The sequence below is a fragment of the Paenibacillus sp. J22P51 genome (genome assembly GCF_059692215.1).
This window is the reverse complement of record NZ_JCAUAZ010000005.1, coordinates 171,481-188,763: the sequence shown is the minus strand read 5'-3', so window position 1 is coordinate 188,763 and position 17,283 is coordinate 171,481. Positions and strand designations below refer to the sequence as shown.

Sequence of the window (17,283 nt, the reverse complement as noted above, 5' to 3'; positions counted from 1 at the left end):
GCCCCTAGTTACGTAGGGTTCCTCCTGCTGTTTGTGTAATGCAGTCATTCATAGTAGAATAAGATATTATTTCCTAAAGGAGTGAACCACACAATGGCAAAACAAGCAAAAATTCAACTAGCAGGTGGCGGAGAGGTTATCATCGATCTTTTCGAGAAAGATGCACCGAACACTGTCGCTAACTTTGAAAAACTAGCAAACTCCGGTTTTTATAACGGACTTGTTTTTCACCGTGTAATTCCAGGATTCGTAGCACAAGGTGGTTGCCCAACTGGAACAGGAACTGGTGGCCCTGGCTACCAAATCAACTGTGAGATCAACCCGAACAAACATGAGCGCGGTTCCTTAGCGATGGCACATGCTGGTCGTAACACAGGTGGAAGCCAATTCTACATCGCTTACCAACCACAACCGCATTTGGATGGTGGACACACTGTGTTCGGTAAAGTTTCCAAAGGCATGGAGCTTGTTGATGCTTTTAAAGGCAAAGACAAAATGGAAAAAGTAGAAGTAGTAGAAGTATAATTATAAGTAAAGGAAACTGCTTAGACTTAGGTCTGGGCAGTTTTTTTTGTATTTAATATTAGTGTGAAACGAGAGAGGAAGTAGAGAGAAAAGGTGAAGGTAGAGTAGAGATGGAGGGGGAGAGGGGGATGACGAGAAAGTATGAGTAAAGCACGTTGAAGTGTGAGAACTTAATTATGATGATACAGATAGAGTTACGTGGAGGAGGTGTATAATAGTTTAACTAGTCTTTTTCTTGCTGCGAATAGATGGATTATCTGTAGTTAATTTCAGGCATTTTAGCCGAAATGAGCATCTGGGGGAGAATTAACTGCATATTTTCCATTTATATCTAGTTTTCGGGACAATTTCTACGAAATAACTGTACTGTTTACAGTTAATTCGTGTTTCCAAGATCGTCACCCTTCCATACCCCCAACACTGCCAGCCTCACCATCACCTCCTCCCACGCCATCAATTCCTTTCCAACAGTACCAGATGTTACTTTGGATCAAGAAGTTGTTGATTGAGTTATGGATTCTTTTGAATTCGTGTGTAATGTCCATATTATCAGAACCTATTTCTAAGCGGATACGTCAAATTTAGAAGGAAATAAGTGTGAAAGGTGATGTGCGTTTGAAAAAGGATTTGTTAAGGTATATAGGCGCAGGTGTATTGATGGTGCTGCTCTGTTTAATAGCTCTGACAGGTGGAGAAAGACTAGCGCTCCCAATTCAAAATGCGACCTCAATTTCGGATGTAGACGTATTTAAAACCTCCATAGTTGCGAAGAGGGTTCCTATGATCGAGAATCTTAGAGTGGAGCTGAACCAATTGCATGAGCCTAATCGTGATATGACGAAATGGCTGCAGTCGTTGGTCTTGCCTTATGATTCCGAGAAAGAACCGTTAAACGTCATCCAGACAGATCTTGATCAGGATGGGGTTTCGAATGAATGGGTTACTGTGCTGGTTGAGGATATTCTAGATGAGCAAACGGGCGTGGTAAAGGAACGGAAATCGTATGGGGTTGTTATTGATTTTAAGTATGGCAAGTTCACCTTACAAAGTTTGGATTTTTCTTCCGTAAATAACGGCCGAACAAAGATCTTAACCATAAATGACCTTACAGGTGATAGCAAACCTGAGGTGGTTTGGGTGTCAGCCAATAGTGGAGCGCATACCACTTTTTTCACTTATACCGTGTCTGCATGGTTGGATAAAAAACTTGAAACTTACACGGGGGCAGCAGTGATAGCTAGTGTTTCCAAAGCGGAAATTCAAGATGGGAAGCTGCTGCTGTCAGGAGGTCTAATAGGTTCTGTTGGAGCGGGGCCTTGGCAGAAGGAATTCACTGAGACGTATTCAATTATTGAGAATAAGCTCAAGCGGACTCAAAGAGTCTATGCGCAATCACCTACCCCTTATCACCGACTTATAAGTGGATTGTGGGCTGAATCGCACGGGTACATGGACAAGGCGTTGCGTGATTATACGGAAGCTTCTGAGATGAAAGCTGCTTCTTATAAAGATTTCGCTTTTATTTTTGAAGGTGAGTGGGTAGAGGGAGGGATGAAGACCGATCAGGAAGCGGAGTTCGAACGTATCATCAAGCGTTTTTCACAGCTGCGGAAGGAGCTGTTAACAGAGGTATCCGAAGGTATTGACCCGAGTAACGCATGTGTCTCGGCAAAGAAGAAAGCTAGTTTCGACGCGGCTTGGCTGCCATACTTGAATGCTCCTGCCGGCTATGCAAATCCTCATTGGGGAGATGGAACGATTTGTTCGGATATTGCGGGTTTAGAACAATGATTCACTGAGGTATCCGAAAAGAAAAGTTTTCAACACTGGCAAGCCAGCTGATCAATGCGGTTAGTGAGCGAATCGCCGTTAAAGGGTCCTGTTAACTCTAGTAAACGTACCATGATTACTAAAGAATTGTTAATTCCGACAAACATTCTCGGAAAAAATGAAAAAAGACCTTGCAATTTTCATGCGTGAATGATAAATTTTTGTGTAATAAAGAAATTAGTAGCTATGGTTAAGTTATTACTTTCTTTTATAGTATGCAAAACCTTCGGGGCGTGGTGAAATTCCACACCGGCGGTGATTCGTACCCTTGTACGTGTACATGGTTGCGATCAGTCCGTGACCCGTTGTGAAGCTAGCGGTACCTGACAACAGCTTCGCTACGGTTGACCTGGTGTAATTCCGGGACCGACAGTATAGTCTGGATGGGAGAAGGAAAATGCGAATGCCAATTCGCTAGCATGCTTGTTCATTTTTTCACATTAACAAAAATTCGGCAGGTCTGTCCAAAACGGCTACCTTGTCGATATTGTTTGATTTGATCAAAAATGTAACAGGTGTATTAGTTGAAGCTTATTCGTGTTATCTAAACAATCTCTGGCCCCCATCCGATAGCGGAAGGGGCTTTTTTGCATTAGATTTCGAGGACTGGATTAGGAAGGCGGTGATCAGCCATGCAGGTGTTGAACGACGAAGCCTATATGAGACTTGCGCTCCAGATGGCGGAGAGTGCGCTCGGACAAACCGGTATTAATCCTGTTGTAGGGTGTGTACTCGTCAAAGCGGGCCGCATTGTTGGTATGGGCGCACATCTGAAACGCGGGCATGGGCACGCAGAGGTATTGGCTTTGCAAATGGCAGGCGAGGAAGCCAAGGGAAGCACAGCTTATGTTACCCTTGAGCCTTGCAGCCATTATGGCAAAACACCTCCCTGCAGCGATCGCCTTATCGAAGCGGGTGTGACTCGTGTTGTTGTGGCTACCACAGATCCGAATCCGTTAGTGGCTGGAACGGGAATCGCAAAGCTGCGTGCGCATGGTTTGGAAGTGAGCGTTGGCTTGCTAGGTGAAGAATCAGCTAAGCTGAACGAAGCCTTCAACAAATTCATCGTCTCGCGCATGCCATTCGTGACGATGAAGACTGCGAGCACCCTCGACGGTCGCATCGCTTCCAAAACCGGCGACAGCAAGTGGATTACATCGGAAGCTTCTCGTGCCTTTGTTCATACCCTGCGCCACCGGCATCAGGGTATCCTCGTCGGCGTACAGACCGTCATCGCCGACGATCCGCAGCTGAGCACGCGCGGCGACGTACCGGCTGTGCAGCCGGTACGCATCATCGCGGACTCGCAGCTGCGAGTCCCGCTCGGCGCCCGCGTGCTCACGGAGCAGGATCGTCAGCCGACGATCCTGCTCGCGAGCGCACAGGCGCCCGCAGATCGGCGTGCCGCGCTGGAAGCGCGCGGCATCACGGTCCTTACCTGCGGGGACGGCCCGCAGGTGGACCTGACGCTCGCCATGCAGCAGCTGGGCGAGCGCGAGATCGGCTCCATCCTCCTCGAGGGTGGAGGCCGCTTGAACGGCGCCATGCTGGAGCGGCGCCTGATTGATAAGCTGGTGCTGATGTTTGCGCCGAAAATTATCGGCGGGGGCTTGGCAGCACCTGTGAACATCCACTTCGAAGGCTTCGCGAAGATGGATGACGCTATTACGCTCGACCGACTACGTGTCGAGCAATTCGGGCCGGACGTCTGTATGACCGGCTATCCGATGTATAAGAGCTAGAGAATGGAGGAGTGGCATGTTTACCGGCATTGTTGAAGAAATCGGCCACATGCGCCGCATTCATAGTGGAGGGCAAGCCATGGTACTAACCATTGGCGCCAAAAAAATTCTGGAAGATGTCCATCTTGGTGACAGTATAGCCGTTAATGGTGTATGTCTCACGGTCATCTCATATGATAGTGATTCATTTTCCGTGGATGTGATGCCAGAGACGTATCGAAAGACGAATCTTCGGAAGTTACAATCCGGCACACGCGTAAATTTGGAGCGAGCGATGGCGGCGAATGGTCGCTTTGGCGGTCACATTGTGCAAGGTCATGTGGATGCCACAGCAACAATACTTTCTCGGACACCAGAAGAAAATGCGGTTGTTTACCGATTTGAGCCCGAAAATCCACATATATTCCGCTACATCATTCCTGGCGGTTCCATCACGATTGATGGCATTAGTTTAACTGTTGTAGATGTCACAGAACACGATGTTTCCGTTTCGATTATCCCGCATACCCTTGCGCAGACCGTTCTCCATGACAAAAAAGCCGGGGACACGGTCAACATCGAATGCGACGTACTTGGCAAATATATGGAACGACTGCTCAAATTTGGTCCTTCTGAGTCTTCCCATCGCGTAAAGAAAAGCACGCTGACTGCCAGCTTTCTAGCAGATAACGGCTTTATGTAAGTAGTTAGGAGAGGTGAATATGGCACAAGACATTCGATTCAATACGATTGAAGAAGCGGTAGAGGATCTAAAATTAGGTAAAGTCATTATTGTCGTGGATGATGAAGATCGTGAGAATGAAGGCGATTTTATCGCCCTTGCTGATAAAACCACACCCGAAGTCATCAACTTTATGATCAAGGAAGGGCGTGGGCTCGTTTGCGCTCCAATTACAGAGGAGCGGGCGAAAGAGCTTGATTTGCCTCCCATGGTGGCGCGCAACACCGACTATCATGGCACAGCCTTTACAGTTTCTGTCGATCATACAGATACAAGTACAGGGATTTCTGCTCATGAGCGTTCCAGAACGATTCAAGGCTTAATCGATCCATCGACGAAACCACAGGATTTCCGCAGACCAGGTCACATTTTCCCTTTGATCGCCAAAAAAGGCGGAGTTCTTCGTAGAGCAGGTCATACAGAAGCAACAATTGATTTGGCGATTCTTTGTGACTCGTATCCGGCAGGCGTTATTTGTGAAGTCATTAAAGAAGATGGTACCATGGCAAGGGTGCCTGATCTGATGGAGATTGCCGCGAAGCACGAGCTCCGTATCATTACTATTCAAGATTTAATACAGTATCGGAATCAACAAGATAAATTAGTGAAGCGTGAGGTCGAGGTTGATTTGCCAACGGATTTTGGCACTTTCAAAGCGATTGCTTACACCAATCAATTGGATGACAAAGAGCATGTAGCCCTAGTTAAGGGGATCATCGACCCTTCCAAACCTACCTTGGTGCGTGTACATTCCGAGTGTTTGACAGGAGATGTGTTCCATTCTCATCGTTGCGATTGCGGTCCGCAGCTTGACGCGGCACTAAAACAGATTGATGAAGAAGGCAATGGTGTATTATTATATATGCGACAGGAAGGTCGCGGTATCGGTTTAATCAATAAATTGAAGGCCTATGTCCTTCAAGAGCAGGGATTAGATACAGTAGAAGCGAATATTAAGCTTGGATTTGCTCCAGATCTTCGTGATTATGGCATTGGTGCTCAAATTCTGAAGGATCTTGGCATCACGAAACTTCGTCTCTTAACAAACAATCCGCGTAAAATCAAAGGCTTAGAAGGCTATGGTCTTGAAGTTGACGAGCGCGTTCCGATCCAGATGGAAAGTAAAAAAGATAACCTCGGTTATTTGCAAACGAAGAAACAGAAGCTAGGCCACATGCTCAGTTTTAAAGACTCGGGCAACGGCATTTAATTTTGATAACCTACTAACCAATACGCTTCAACAGAAAGGGAGATTCTTACCATGGCAACGATTTATGAAGGACATTTAATTTCACAAAATTTAAAATACGGGATCGTCGTAGGGCGTTTTAACGAATTTATTACTTCCAAACTACTTGGCGGTGCACAAGATGCACTTAAACGTCACGGTGTGGAAGAAAATGAAATTGATATCGCGTGGGTTCCAGGCGCATTCGAACTTCCCCTAATCGCTCAAAAGATGGCGGAGAGCGGTAAGTACGATGCTGTTATTACCCTTGGTGCCGTGATTCGTGGATCAACGCCGCATTTTGATTATGTGTGCAGTGAAGTAGCGAAAGGCGTTTCTGCAATTAACTTGAAAACGGGTGTACCTACGATTTTCGGCGTATTAACAACCGACTCGATTGAGCAAGCGGTTGAACGCGCGGGAACGAAAGCAGGCAACAAAGGCTGGGAAGCTGCCGTAACTGCGATTGAGATGGCGAATTTGACGAAGCAATTCACTTCCTAATGTTGGCTTATTACCATTTGGAAACACTGCTGCCTAGGCTGTTCGCGTTTCTAGTCGCCATGACCCTGCATGATACAGCGCATGCTGGGGTCGCCTGGTGGCTTGGAGATCGAACAGCCCGAGACAGTAAAAGATTATCGCTCAACCCCTTGGCACATTTAGATGTCTTGGGGCTAGCGATGATTATTTTTGGGCCATACGGATGGTCGAAGAAAATTCCGGTGGATCCCCATCAATTTCCTAAGCATCAAAAACTATCAAATACCTTGGTTTATCTTGCGGGACCACTTACCAATCTCGTGCTAGTCCTATTTTTCTGGTGGTTATATTTCTTCTTACCCACGCTTCTCGGTACGGCCACGGAATCGATCGTTGTGGAACACTGGCGTGTTTACCTCCAATATTTCGTGATCGTAAACTTAATGATAGGTCTTATCCATCTGTTGCCGCTCTATCCGCTTGATGGGTGGTTTATTTGGAAAGGATTACTCTCACCTTCGAAACAGCGATGGCTCGCAAGGCAAGAGATCAAAGCACTCATTCTTGTAATCGTTTTAATGGTTACCCCCATTGGTCAATGGGCGCTCACCAGTATTTATCCATTCGCGGTAAAAGTAATTATGCATCTTTATTCACTATGACAAGGGGAAGAACGACATGAAGGTTACGTACAAGTTAGAAGCATTTGAAGGCCCCCTTGATCTATTGCTTCATCTGATTGATAAAAATGAACTCGACATTTACAATATTCCGATCAAAGAAATTACAGATCAATATCTTGGGTATGTACAAGCGATGCAGGAGCTGGAGTTAGAAATTACGAGTGAGTTTCTAGTTATGGCAGCAACGCTGCTCTCCATCAAAAGCAAAATGCTCTTGCCTAAGCCACCTGTTATTGAATTTGACGAATATTTTGATGATATGGATGATTCGTTAGACCCTCGCGCTGAGCTCGTTGCGAAGCTGATTGAATATCGGAAATATAAATCGATTGCTGATATGCTTCGTGATAAAGAGGTAGAGCGCAGCCTTGTTTACACACGTGAACCCGAGGATTTAACACCGTATCTGCCAGAGGTTCAAGAGAACCCGGTGGAAGGTTTAGATGTAGCCGATTTACTAATTGCTTTTCAGCGTACATTGCGTAAACTAGTGAATCGCAACGTGGTTGCACGGATCAGGCGAGATGAGATCTCGGTGAAAGATCGGATTCGTGAGGTTGTTGATTTGCTTAAAATAAAAGGCGGTAAACTGTTGTTCTCCAAGCTATTCGATTATGAGATGACGCGGGAAGAGATCGTTGTAACTTTTTTAGCTATTCTTGAATTGATGAAAATGAAGAAAATTGTGTGCTACCAAAATCAGCTTTTTGAAGATATCGTCATTCAAGCCAAAGAGGAGGTGACTGACCTTGACACTCAACTTCCAACAGATGAAATCGATTATTGAAGGACTTCTCTTTGCCTCCGGCGACGAAGGTCTAGATCTCAAGCAACTGGCTGAAGTGATGGAGCTAGATTCCTATGTGATTAAGGATTTGTTGAAGGATATGCGTACGGACTTCAAACGTAAAGGACGCGGAGTTCAAATTGTAGAGGTTGCGGGTGCTTATCAGCTTACAACCCTAGCGGAGCACGCTCCTTATTTTGAGCGACTCGCTTATACGCCTTCACGTTCTTCACTATCACAAGCAGCCTTAGAGACATTGTCAATCGTTGCTTATAAGCAGCCTATCACACGAGTCGAGATCGAGGAGATCCGCGGCGTGAAGTGTGATCGTGCACTTGCTACATTAGTAGGTAAAGACTTGATCACAGAGGTTGGACGCGCTGAAGCGGTGGGAAGACCAATTCTATATGGAACATCCAAACAATTCTTAGAATATTTCGGACTTAGCTCGATACAAGAATTGCCAGACTCTGCAAACTTTCAGGGTAATTTCGATTTGGAAGAAGAAACACGCATGCTATTTGATCGCTTAGGCGGAGACCAGAAGCAATTAACACTGGAAGACGTGAATGACGAGCATTCAGAGTAGGTGCCCCCCATTTAAAGCTTATCCAAACATGCATTTCCTTTCCTTTTAGAGGTCATACTAACTCCACCTGCGAGAAGACTTATTCTTGCGGGTGGAGTTTTTAACTATTAGACAGGTATAGTCGTTTATTTTGGCTAAGGAGGCGTAAGTGTTGCTGTGGGTTGGAGTGGCCGTCTTGGTTGTCATCATCGCAATTATCGTTGTGCTATGCAGCTATTTGCGCAGTGAATTTTATTTCTCCAGAGTGAAGGATAACGATACGCTTTCCGTGGAGATGCGAGGGCTGTTTGGACTCGTGCGATACCGTTATGTTATCCCCATCATTCAATTTAAAGGATTCACGCAAGGGATCTTGATTAAGTCGGAGAAAGTAACGCAACATAGCGCCAAGTTAAAAGATGAGACGAGAGACCATATTACAAAGGATAAAGTCATCGCCTTTTATAAAGAAGCGAAAGATGTTCTTGTACATACGGTGAATTTATATGGCTGGATGAAGCAAACTTTAGCGAAAGTGGAATGTACGGAGCTTAAATGGATAACTCGCGTGGGACTAGGTGATGCTCCTGAAACGGCAATTACGACAGGAGCCATCTGGGGGATTAAGTCTTCTCTATTAGGGTTCACGATCCGTTATGTGAAGCTCATAGCAAAGCCGCGAATTGATGTTGTTCCGCAATATAATGAAAAGCAATTTGCAACGGAGTTTCGCTTCGCTGGTCGAATACGTGTATGGTTTGCTGTTATAGCGGGCATACGCTTAGTATTCCGAGCAGCGAAAGTCAAAGGTGGTATTCGCAGCTGGATCCAATTCGCATTGAAGGCGAGAGCCAGATTTAAACCTGCATCTTGAGTTCTACATAACCACATGCCTCTAAGGGCACTCTAGAACTGAACCAAGAAAAGTTCTTTGATGCTTGAGCTTCCGATGCCAGTTCGTATGGCGAAAAACGCTAAGGAGGAATATAAAGATGTCCGAACACCCGATTCAAGGCCTCATGAAAGTCGCCATGGAAAATATAAAAGAAATGGTCGACGTAAACACAATTGTCGGTGACCCCGTCGAAACGCCTGATGGAAGTGTCATCATGCCGATTTCCAAAGTTGGCTTTGGTTTCGCTGCAGGTGGTAGTGAGTTTGTGACAGACTCCGAAATCGAGATCGAAGGCGGTTCTATGAACAGAGGCGACGCGCTCAATGCCAAAGTCGCACTTCCTTTCGGTGGCGGTAGCGGTGGAGGGGTATCAATTACACCAATTGCTTTCCTCGTTGTCGGTAAGAATGGCGTTAAGGTCGTTCCGCTCGATAACCAAACGCATATTCTGGAGCGTCTAATCGATTCTGCGCCGCAGGTTGTGGACAAGATTCAGAGTATGATTAAGGGCATGTCGGCAAAACCTTCGGCTGCTGCTGCAACCAGTATCACCAATGTTGAGAATCAGAATTTTATCGTCTAGCATCTGGTCATTATGAGCTGTCCTTGGAGGACAGCTTTTTTCTATGAGATCATTGTTCATGATTCCAGCTTTGTAAATGGTACAGTGGTTACCGGCACTATCCCATCGGTTCAGAAAATAGTTCTACACTTGCTGGCCTGAGCGAAGGGGATAGTGGCGATAGGTACCTTTATGAGAATGTCGAGGTCAATGAAATTTCACATAAGAATAACGGGAGCCGCGATTTTCGCGAGCTCCTTTTTCTTTTGCCCTGTCTGGACAGCGTCGAACTTAATTCTCGGACATATCCCTCGTCCACACGCATATACTTGTACAAAGTTTTATCCGTTGATTCGATCAATGAAGTGTACAAGTTCGCTCGTGTAGGAGGATAACCAAAACGATGAAAACTAAAGTCCAGTTCATCTTCATTTGCTGTGCCTTACTTGGATTGCTAATTGCGCCATGGTCCTATGTGGAAGCCGCGCCGCCAAGCATTCATACGAATGCAGTGGGTGCTTCTCTCGTTGATGTGGAGTCAGGACGTGTCCTTTATAGCGAAAAAGGGGACACGCCTATGCGTATAGCCAGCTTGACCAAAATTATGACCGCCATCATTGCGATCGAACAAGGCAACCTCAATAGCATGGTCAGGGTCAGCAAAAACGCCTTCGGCAAAGAAGGATCTTCCATTTATTTGAAGCTAGGCGAAGAAATGAGACTGCATGACATGCTGTACGGACTCATGATGCGTTCCGGTAATGATGCAGCTACCGCAATCGCTGAGCATGTAGGAGGAAGCGTCGAAGGTTTCGTCTACTTAATGAATGAGAAAGCAAGAATGCTGGGCATGGATAACTCCCACTTCACCAATCCATCAGGACTCGATGAAGGTGAAGGACATCGCTCCAGTCCGAACGATATGGCCAAACTGACAGCCTATGCGCTTAAAAATAGTGTTTTCGCAGACATCGTTTCTACGAAGCTGAAAAAAGTACCGAATCCGAATGAAGCGTGGGATTACTCTTGGCTGAACAAAAACAAGATGCTCTCCATGTTTGAAGGGGCAGACGGTGTGAAAACAGGTTACACCAAGTTGGCTAAGCGTTGTTTAGTGTCTTCTGCAACACGTGATGGACAGCAGCTTGTTGTGGTTACCTTGAATGACGGTGATGACTGGGCGGACCATGCCAGACTGCTCCAATATGGCTTTAAGAATTTCCCGTTGCAAACCCTGGTGAAAAAAGGCGACGCAATCGAAGGTACGCCATATGTAGCTAGCAGAACGTTCAATTACCCTTTAGCAGAAGGAGAATATGCTGCTTTAACACACCAAGTCACGTTGCTAGATCCGATGACGACCGAGTATCGATTAGCAGAGCGTGGATCGCTGCAAATATCCTTAAAGAACCAACGAATTCAGACTATTCCGATCTATGAAAAAACGAATCCATTGCTGCAAGTTCCGGAGAAAGCGACGTTTTCTTTTCAACCCAGCAGTCCTTATAAGGAGACTTTGCTTACACGGTATGGCTACATTTGCAGGATGCTAGTGCAAGGGCTTTTCAATCTATCGGGATCCCAGTGGGCGGATTAATAGTCGGAATTTGTTTTGAGCAAAAGGGGTAAGGAGTGCTAATCTATGGTGAACTGGATATGGCTATTTTTTATCGTCGTCGGTTTCCTCGTTGCGGCTATCAATGGAGATGTAGAATCCGTTACACAAGCGGCATTTGATGGGGCGAAGAATGGCGTCACGGTATGTTTTGGATTAATTAGTGTTTTGGTATTCTGGATGGGGATGATGCGCATCGCTGAGGATGCGGGTATTTTACTCAAGCTGGCTAAACTTCTTCAGCCCGTGGTACGCTTCCTTTTTCCAAGCATTCCTAAGAATCACCCGGCACTTGGCTATATCATGTCGAACATGAGCGCTAATATCCTTGGCTTAGGTAACGCTGCGACGCCAATGGGGATCAAAGCGATGCAGGAGCTGCAAAAGCTGAATCCCAATAAGGACGAGGCGAGTACGGCCATGTGTACACTACTTGCCCTGAATACGTCCAGTATCACATTAATTCCAACAACACTCATTGCGATTCGAATGAATTTCAATTCAATGAACCCAGCAGAAATCGTAGGCACAACACTCATTGCGACCATCATCTCAACAACAGCGGCCATATTCGTGGATCGATGGTATCGCAGATCGCGCTCACCTATCCCTCCGCTGAAAGGATGAACCTGCATGTACGCACTCGTTTCGCTCATTTCGGCATGGGCAATCCCGATCATGATTGTATTCATACCGCTATACGCGGCTTATCGCAAGGTTCCCGTCTATGAATCGTTCGTAGAGGGAGCCAAGGATGGCTTCGATACGGCGATCAAAATTATTCCCCACCTCGTCGGGATGATGGTGGCGATCTCTGTGTTTCGTGCATCAGGCGCGATGGACATGCTGATCGGTTGGATGCGGCCTTTTTTCGAAAGCATCGGTGTGCCGACGGAGGTGCTGCCTTTAGCTATCTTGCGGCCAATCACGGGAGCAGGCTCTTTGGCTTTTACAACGGATCTAATCGAGCAGTTTGGTCCGGATTCCATGATCGGGCGGATTGCCTCAACGGTACAAGGGAGCACGGATACAACTTTGTACGTGATTACTGTTTATTTTGGCGCGATTGGGATTCGAAAAGCAGGATATGCGCTAAAAGTAGGCTTGATATCGGATGCTGTAGGCTTTATTGCTTCACTTGTCATCTGTTATTTGGTGTTTTCATAAAATGAATAAGTCATCTTAGCCATCATTCTGTCACCTTCTGTCAGTTAATGTGGGTTGCCGCTTGAGATTTGCGGTTAACTCCGTTATCATTAGCTTGAGGTGAAAGCGGATAATGGAAAGACTGCAAAAGGTATTAGCCGAAGCCGGGATCGCATCCCGCCGGAAATGTGAAGAAATCATTACAGCGGGACGCGTGCAAGTGAACGGTGAAGTCGTCACGACGCTGGGTGTGAAAGTGAATACAGCCGAAGATGAGATTAGGGTCGATGGACGTGCAATAGGTCAACAGAAGAAGATCTATGTCATTTTAAATAAGCCCAAAGGTGTTATTACGAGTGCAACAGACCCAGAGGGGCGTAAAGTAGTGACAGACTTCTTGCCGGGGATTAGAGAACGTGTATATCCTGTCGGTCGATTGGATTATGACACGGAAGGCCTGCTCATTCTAACGAATGACGGCGAATTTGCACATTTACTGACGCATCCGAAGCATCATGTACCGAAGACATATCAAGCGACGGTCAAAGGGGTGCCGCACGGCACGTTATTAGATAAGCTCAAAATGGGCATACAGTTAGAAGACGGCATGACAGCTCCTGCTGAAGTTGAATACGCTGATGTGAACATGGAGAAGAATGAGTCGATTATTCAGATTACGATTTACGAAGGAAGAAACCGCCAAGTCAGACGGATGTTTGAGGCGATTTCATTTCCAGTTATCAAATTAAAGCGGATTAAATTTGGTCCCATCTTCTTAACAGGCCTCCCAAGAGCGAAGTATCGCCACTTGACGCCCAAAGAGGTTGAAGAGCTTAGGAACGAAGCTCTAAGGACACATAACGTTCAAAAAGGCCAATAAGAATTGGCCTTCTTTTCGTTATAATAAGGGTATAATTCGATATGCCAAAACTAACATTGTCGAAAAAGCGAAGGTGATTAACAGTGGGTCGTAATAAGAAGTGGGTACAGATTGGGATCTTTGCAATCGTGCTCATTATTGGTGTGTTTACGATTATTACCAATTTGTCTGCTTCAGCCAGCAAGAAGTACCCACAGCAGGGGGACAAAGCAACAAACTTCTCCTTGATGGGGTTAGATGGTCAAACACACGAGCTCTCCGATTACAAAGGGAAAGTCGTGTTAGTGAATTTCTGGGGTACGTTTTGTCCACCCTGTAAAGAAGAAATGCCTGATCTTCAGAAGCAGTATGATAAGTGGAAGGATCAAGGGGTTGTCTTCTTAGAAGTCAATGTGGACAAGAACAAAGTAACCGTTCAGAGCTTCATGGATCAATATCAATTAAATATGCCAGTGCTGCTGGATGCCAATGAAGTTGTTCGTAAATTGTATGGCGTTATGGATTATCCGACAACCTTTTTCATAGGTGCAGACGGCAAAATAGCTGTGAAAAAAATAGGCCAAATGGAAGAGTCTTATATTGATGAGACGCTGTCTACTTTGGTGAAAAAATCGTAATTCGGACATCGTTATTCGCACGCATGCTCAACGTTTTTAGGAGGTCATCATGTTCTACAATACCAAATGCGATTGCGGGCATCAGAACCCCACAGGCACAACGCTGTGTGAATCATGTGGCAATCCGCTGATCGATGTCGATGGCAGAGACATTCTGGAAATGCGCTATGATGGCATGGCTCGACGTTCTCAGAAATCAAATCCATCCCTGCTCGATAAAGTCTGGAATTTCTTCTCCTCGGTCAAAATAGCGGTGTGGATCATTTTCATTACATTGCTGGCTTCGGCTGTAGGCACGATTTTCCCACAAGAGAATACATTCCTGGACATGGATCCGACCCAATATTACACCGAAAATTACGGAAAACTAGGAAGTATTTATCATTCCCTTGGCTTTTCTCATACCTTCAGCTCGTGGTGGTTCATTACGTTACTGTTCATGATTGGAACTTCGCTCGTGATTTGCAGTCTGGACCGTGTACTCCCCTTGTATCGAGCCTTATCTAAGCAGCAAATACGCAAACACATCAATTTTCTTGTTAGGCAAAATGTTACACTTTCAACTGACTTGCCTGCAGGCACGGATGAGATTGCTTGGACGAATAAGTTAGCCGCGCTTTTGCGCAAAAAGAATTACCGTGTACATACTGATGGATCCGCTCTTCTTGCTGAGAAATATCGCTTTAGCCGCTGGGGTCCCTACATCAATCATATTGGACTCATTATTTTCCTAATCGGTGTGTTGATGCGGAGTATTCCTGGCTGGCATATGGATCAATATATGGGCATTCTAGAGGGCGAAACCAAGCCTATCCCACATACGTCTTATTACATCAAAAACGAGAAATTTACGCTTACGCTTTATGATGAGCAGGAACTTCCTGAAAGCATTAAAGCCAAGGGGCAGATCGTCCCAAAAACATATGAAACGCAAGCCGTTTTGTATCATTGTACCGCGAATTGCGATGATGGGGCAGAAGCGCCAGTACTAGAAGAAGTCCATAAGGCCAACATCATTGTGAATCACCCACTAGATTACAAGGGGCTTCAAGCCTATCAGTTTGATTATAAAGCGACACCATTACTTATCTCGGTGAAGCCAACGCTTAGCAATCCAACAACAGGTGAGACGTTTGGGAGCTTTGATTTACCGATGAATAATCCGAAGGATTCCTATCAAGTAGGGCCTTATAAGCTTACGTTGAAAGGCTTTTTCCCAGAGTTTGGCCTAGAGAACGGTCAACCGATCTCAAAGTCGAATGAACCGAAAGCACCAGCTTTTATTTTTAGTATTACAGGACCGGGACTTGCCGAAAAAGGTGAACCTTATCTGTATTTCCCAAGGCAAATTGATAAGGAAACCTTCTCGCAGGATACCATTAATGGTGCGATTAGCCAGAAGCTCAAAATAGCTGTTGGCTCCATGGAAGGTGTTCAGTTTGCAAATTATACAACGTACCTGAATATTCGCATAGATAAAGCAATGCCGTATATCTGGGTTGGCTCCGCCATCTTTATGATCGGTGTCATCATGGGCTTCTACTGGCAACACCGCCGTATCTGGATTCGAATTGATGAGGGTAAGCTTACACTTGGCGGCCACACGAACAAGAACTGGTTTGGACTTCGTAATGAGGTTGCCGCAGCACTGAAAAAACATGATTTGGAAGTTTCACCGAAATCATTAGCAAATGGAGGAAACCAGGGGTGAATGTAAACTCTGTCAGCAGCACCTTTTTACTTATCGCTTTTTTCGTATATTTGCTTGCATTCTTCCTGTTTGTCCTATCAATTACCGGTAAAAGATGGAGCAACCGCAAACCGGAAGATCACACGAAGAAGTGGGGATTCGTTGCTTTTATAACATCTGTAATCGGTTTTGCGTGTCATGTGACGTTCTTCTTCACGAGATGGGCAGAAGGAGATCATATCCCAACTTCGAATATGTACGAGTTTATGACTTTCTTAGGGATGATGATTATGTGCGCATTCTTGATCGTCTATCTCATTTATCGTACACCCGTCCTAGGCGTTTTTGCATTACCGATCGGCTTTATCATCATTGCTTATGCTTCTGTTTTCCCAAGTGAGGTGCAGCCATTAATTCCTGCACTACAGAGCTATTGGCTTAAAATTCACGTAACTACTGCAGCAACAGGAGAAGCCTTTTTCGCCGTTGGTTTCGCCGGTGGCTTGATGTATCTGCTGCGAGCAGTCGATTATACGGGAACGACGAATACGGATAAGAAGGAACAAAGAGGTGTCGAGCTTACACTGTTCTTTATCTTAATGCTCGTGGCATTTATCGCTTCGATTTTTACATTCAACGGATCTGGGTACAAAGCTGTATTCTCCAAAGATGTTATTGTCACGAATCAGGGAGTACAAGAAACCAATCATACAACAGAAACCTACGTGTTGCCTCCGATTGTACAACCGTATGATACGAAGGTTGTAGAGATGAAGTCTTTCCTTGGCATGTCTGAGCCGTTATTTACAGCGCCATCTTGGATGGAAGGGGCAAGCGCTGGACGCAAATTAAACACCGTCATTTGGTCCATTCTTGGCGGTCTTATCCTTTATGTGCTAGCACGTTTGGTGGCTCGTAAACCTTTGGGAGCAGCGATTGGCCCCATTGTAAAAGGAATGGATGCGGAAGATCTGGATGAAATCAGTTATCGCGCGATTGCGATTGGTTACCCGATCTTTACATTGGGTGCACTCATCTTTGCGATGATTTGGGCTCAGGAAGCGTGGGGCCGATTCTGGGGTTGGGACCCGAAGGAAGTATGGGCACTGATCACTTGGTTGTTCTATGCTGTATTCCTTCATCTTCGTCTCTCCAAAGGCTGGCAGGGTAAGAAATCTGCGTGGTTAACCGTTATCGGATTTATCGTAGTTATGTTTACATTAGTAGGTGTGAACTTAGTAATAGCAGGACTGCATTCCTATGCAGGCGTTTAAAATCAAAGCACGTACAATATGAAGAGGATGTGACGCT

18 protein-coding genes and 1 riboswitch are annotated in these 17,283 nt (G+C 45.6%); all 18 genes read left to right on the top strand.

From position 1 onward, the window contains the following. Positions 1-93 precede the first annotated feature (93 nt). The 18 genes from AC58QC_RS13815 to ccsA all read left to right on the top strand — a co-directional run bounded on the left by AC58QC_RS13815 (position 94) and on the right by ccsA (position 17,246). Entirely contained in the window at positions 94-525 is a 432-nt protein-coding gene (locus AC58QC_RS13815; protein WP_310223365.1) for a peptidylprolyl isomerase, read from the top strand. Positions 526-1,122: 597 nt separating this feature from the next. Continuing rightward, entirely contained in the window at positions 1,123-2,316 is a 1,194-nt protein-coding gene (locus AC58QC_RS13810) for a hypothetical protein (protein ID WP_497415712.1), read from the top strand. 257 nt (positions 2,317-2,573) lie between these two features. Continuing rightward, positions 2,574-2,754: riboswitch (FMN riboswitch) on the top strand. A 233-nt stretch (positions 2,755-2,987) separates the two neighbouring features. Beyond that, the gene (gene ribD / locus AC58QC_RS13805) at positions 2,988-4,097 is read left to right on the top strand and encodes a bifunctional diaminohydroxyphosphoribosylaminopyrimidine deaminase/5-amino-6-(5-phosphoribosylamino)uracil reductase RibD (protein ID WP_497415711.1); all 1,110 of its coding nucleotides are present in this window, start codon (positions 2,988-2,990) and stop codon (positions 4,095-4,097) included. Between the two features lie 16 nt (positions 4,098-4,113). Next, entirely contained in the window at positions 4,114-4,779 is a 666-nt protein-coding gene (ribE, locus tag AC58QC_RS13800; protein ID WP_497415710.1) for a riboflavin synthase, read from the top strand. 19 nt (positions 4,780-4,798) lie between these two features. Then, complete coding sequence (locus AC58QC_RS13795; RefSeq protein ID WP_497415709.1) at positions 4,799-6,028, top strand: bifunctional 3,4-dihydroxy-2-butanone-4-phosphate synthase/GTP cyclohydrolase II; 1,230 nt, start codon at positions 4,799-4,801, stop codon at positions 6,026-6,028. 51 nt (positions 6,029-6,079) lie between these two features. After that, positions 6,080-6,550, top strand: a complete 471-nt coding sequence (gene ribH, locus AC58QC_RS13790) for a 6,7-dimethyl-8-ribityllumazine synthase (protein ID WP_497256950.1) — start codon at positions 6,080-6,082, stop codon at positions 6,548-6,550. Further along, positions 6,550-7,191 carry a site-2 protease family protein gene (locus AC58QC_RS13785; protein ID WP_497415708.1) on the top strand — a complete coding sequence of 214 codons (642 nt, stop codon included), beginning with the start codon at positions 6,550-6,552 and terminating at the stop codon, positions 7,189-7,191. The genes ribH and AC58QC_RS13785 overlap by 1 nt, the downstream gene beginning before the upstream one ends. Positions 7,192-7,207: 16 nt before the next feature. Beyond that, positions 7,208-7,999: a segregation and condensation protein A gene (locus tag AC58QC_RS13780; RefSeq protein WP_497415707.1), complete on the top strand. Its 792-nt coding sequence runs from the start codon at positions 7,208-7,210 to the stop codon at positions 7,997-7,999. Continuing rightward, positions 7,983-8,588, top strand: coding sequence for an SMC-Scp complex subunit ScpB (scpB, locus tag AC58QC_RS13775; RefSeq protein ID WP_497415865.1), 606 nt, complete (start codon positions 7,983-7,985; stop codon positions 8,586-8,588). The genes AC58QC_RS13780 and scpB overlap by 17 nt, the downstream gene beginning before the upstream one ends. Before the next feature lie 151 nt (positions 8,589-8,739). After that, entirely contained in the window at positions 8,740-9,441 is a 702-nt protein-coding gene (locus AC58QC_RS13770; protein WP_497415706.1) for a DUF2953 domain-containing protein, read from the top strand. Positions 9,442-9,559: 118 nt separating this feature from the next. Beyond that, entirely contained in the window at positions 9,560-10,045 is a 486-nt protein-coding gene (gene ytfJ, locus AC58QC_RS13765) for a GerW family sporulation protein (RefSeq protein ID WP_497415705.1), read from the top strand. Positions 10,046-10,427: 382 nt separating this feature from the next. Next, the gene (locus AC58QC_RS13760; protein ID WP_497415704.1) at positions 10,428-11,621 is read left to right on the top strand and encodes a D-alanyl-D-alanine carboxypeptidase family protein; all 1,194 of its coding nucleotides are present in this window, start codon (positions 10,428-10,430) and stop codon (positions 11,619-11,621) included. Positions 11,622-11,666: 45 nt separating this feature from the next. Then, the gene (locus AC58QC_RS13755) at positions 11,667-12,266 is read left to right on the top strand and encodes a nucleoside recognition domain-containing protein (RefSeq protein WP_497256934.1); all 600 of its coding nucleotides are present in this window, start codon (positions 11,667-11,669) and stop codon (positions 12,264-12,266) included. A 6-nt stretch (positions 12,267-12,272) separates the two neighbouring features. Further along, on the top strand, positions 12,273-12,806 hold the full coding sequence (locus AC58QC_RS13750) for a spore maturation protein (protein WP_310223392.1): 534 nt from the start codon (positions 12,273-12,275) through the stop codon (positions 12,804-12,806). A gap of 112 nt (positions 12,807-12,918) precedes the next feature. Next, positions 12,919-13,665, top strand: a complete 747-nt coding sequence (locus tag AC58QC_RS13745; RefSeq protein ID WP_477595123.1) for a pseudouridine synthase — start codon at positions 12,919-12,921, stop codon at positions 13,663-13,665. An 83-nt stretch (positions 13,666-13,748) separates the two neighbouring features. After that, positions 13,749-14,282 (top strand): thiol-disulfide oxidoreductase ResA, encoded by a 534-nt coding sequence (resA, locus tag AC58QC_RS13740; RefSeq protein WP_497415703.1) that lies wholly within the window; start codon positions 13,749-13,751, stop codon positions 14,280-14,282. 49 nt (positions 14,283-14,331) lie between these two features. Further along, on the top strand, positions 14,332-15,993 hold the full coding sequence (resB, locus tag AC58QC_RS13735) for a cytochrome c biogenesis protein ResB (protein ID WP_497415702.1): 1,662 nt from the start codon (positions 14,332-14,334) through the stop codon (positions 15,991-15,993). Beyond that, complete coding sequence (ccsA, locus tag AC58QC_RS13730; RefSeq protein WP_497415701.1) at positions 15,990-17,246, top strand: cytochrome c biogenesis protein CcsA; 1,257 nt, start codon at positions 15,990-15,992, stop codon at positions 17,244-17,246. The genes resB and ccsA overlap by 4 nt, the downstream gene beginning before the upstream one ends. Positions 17,247-17,283: the final 37 nt, after the last annotated feature.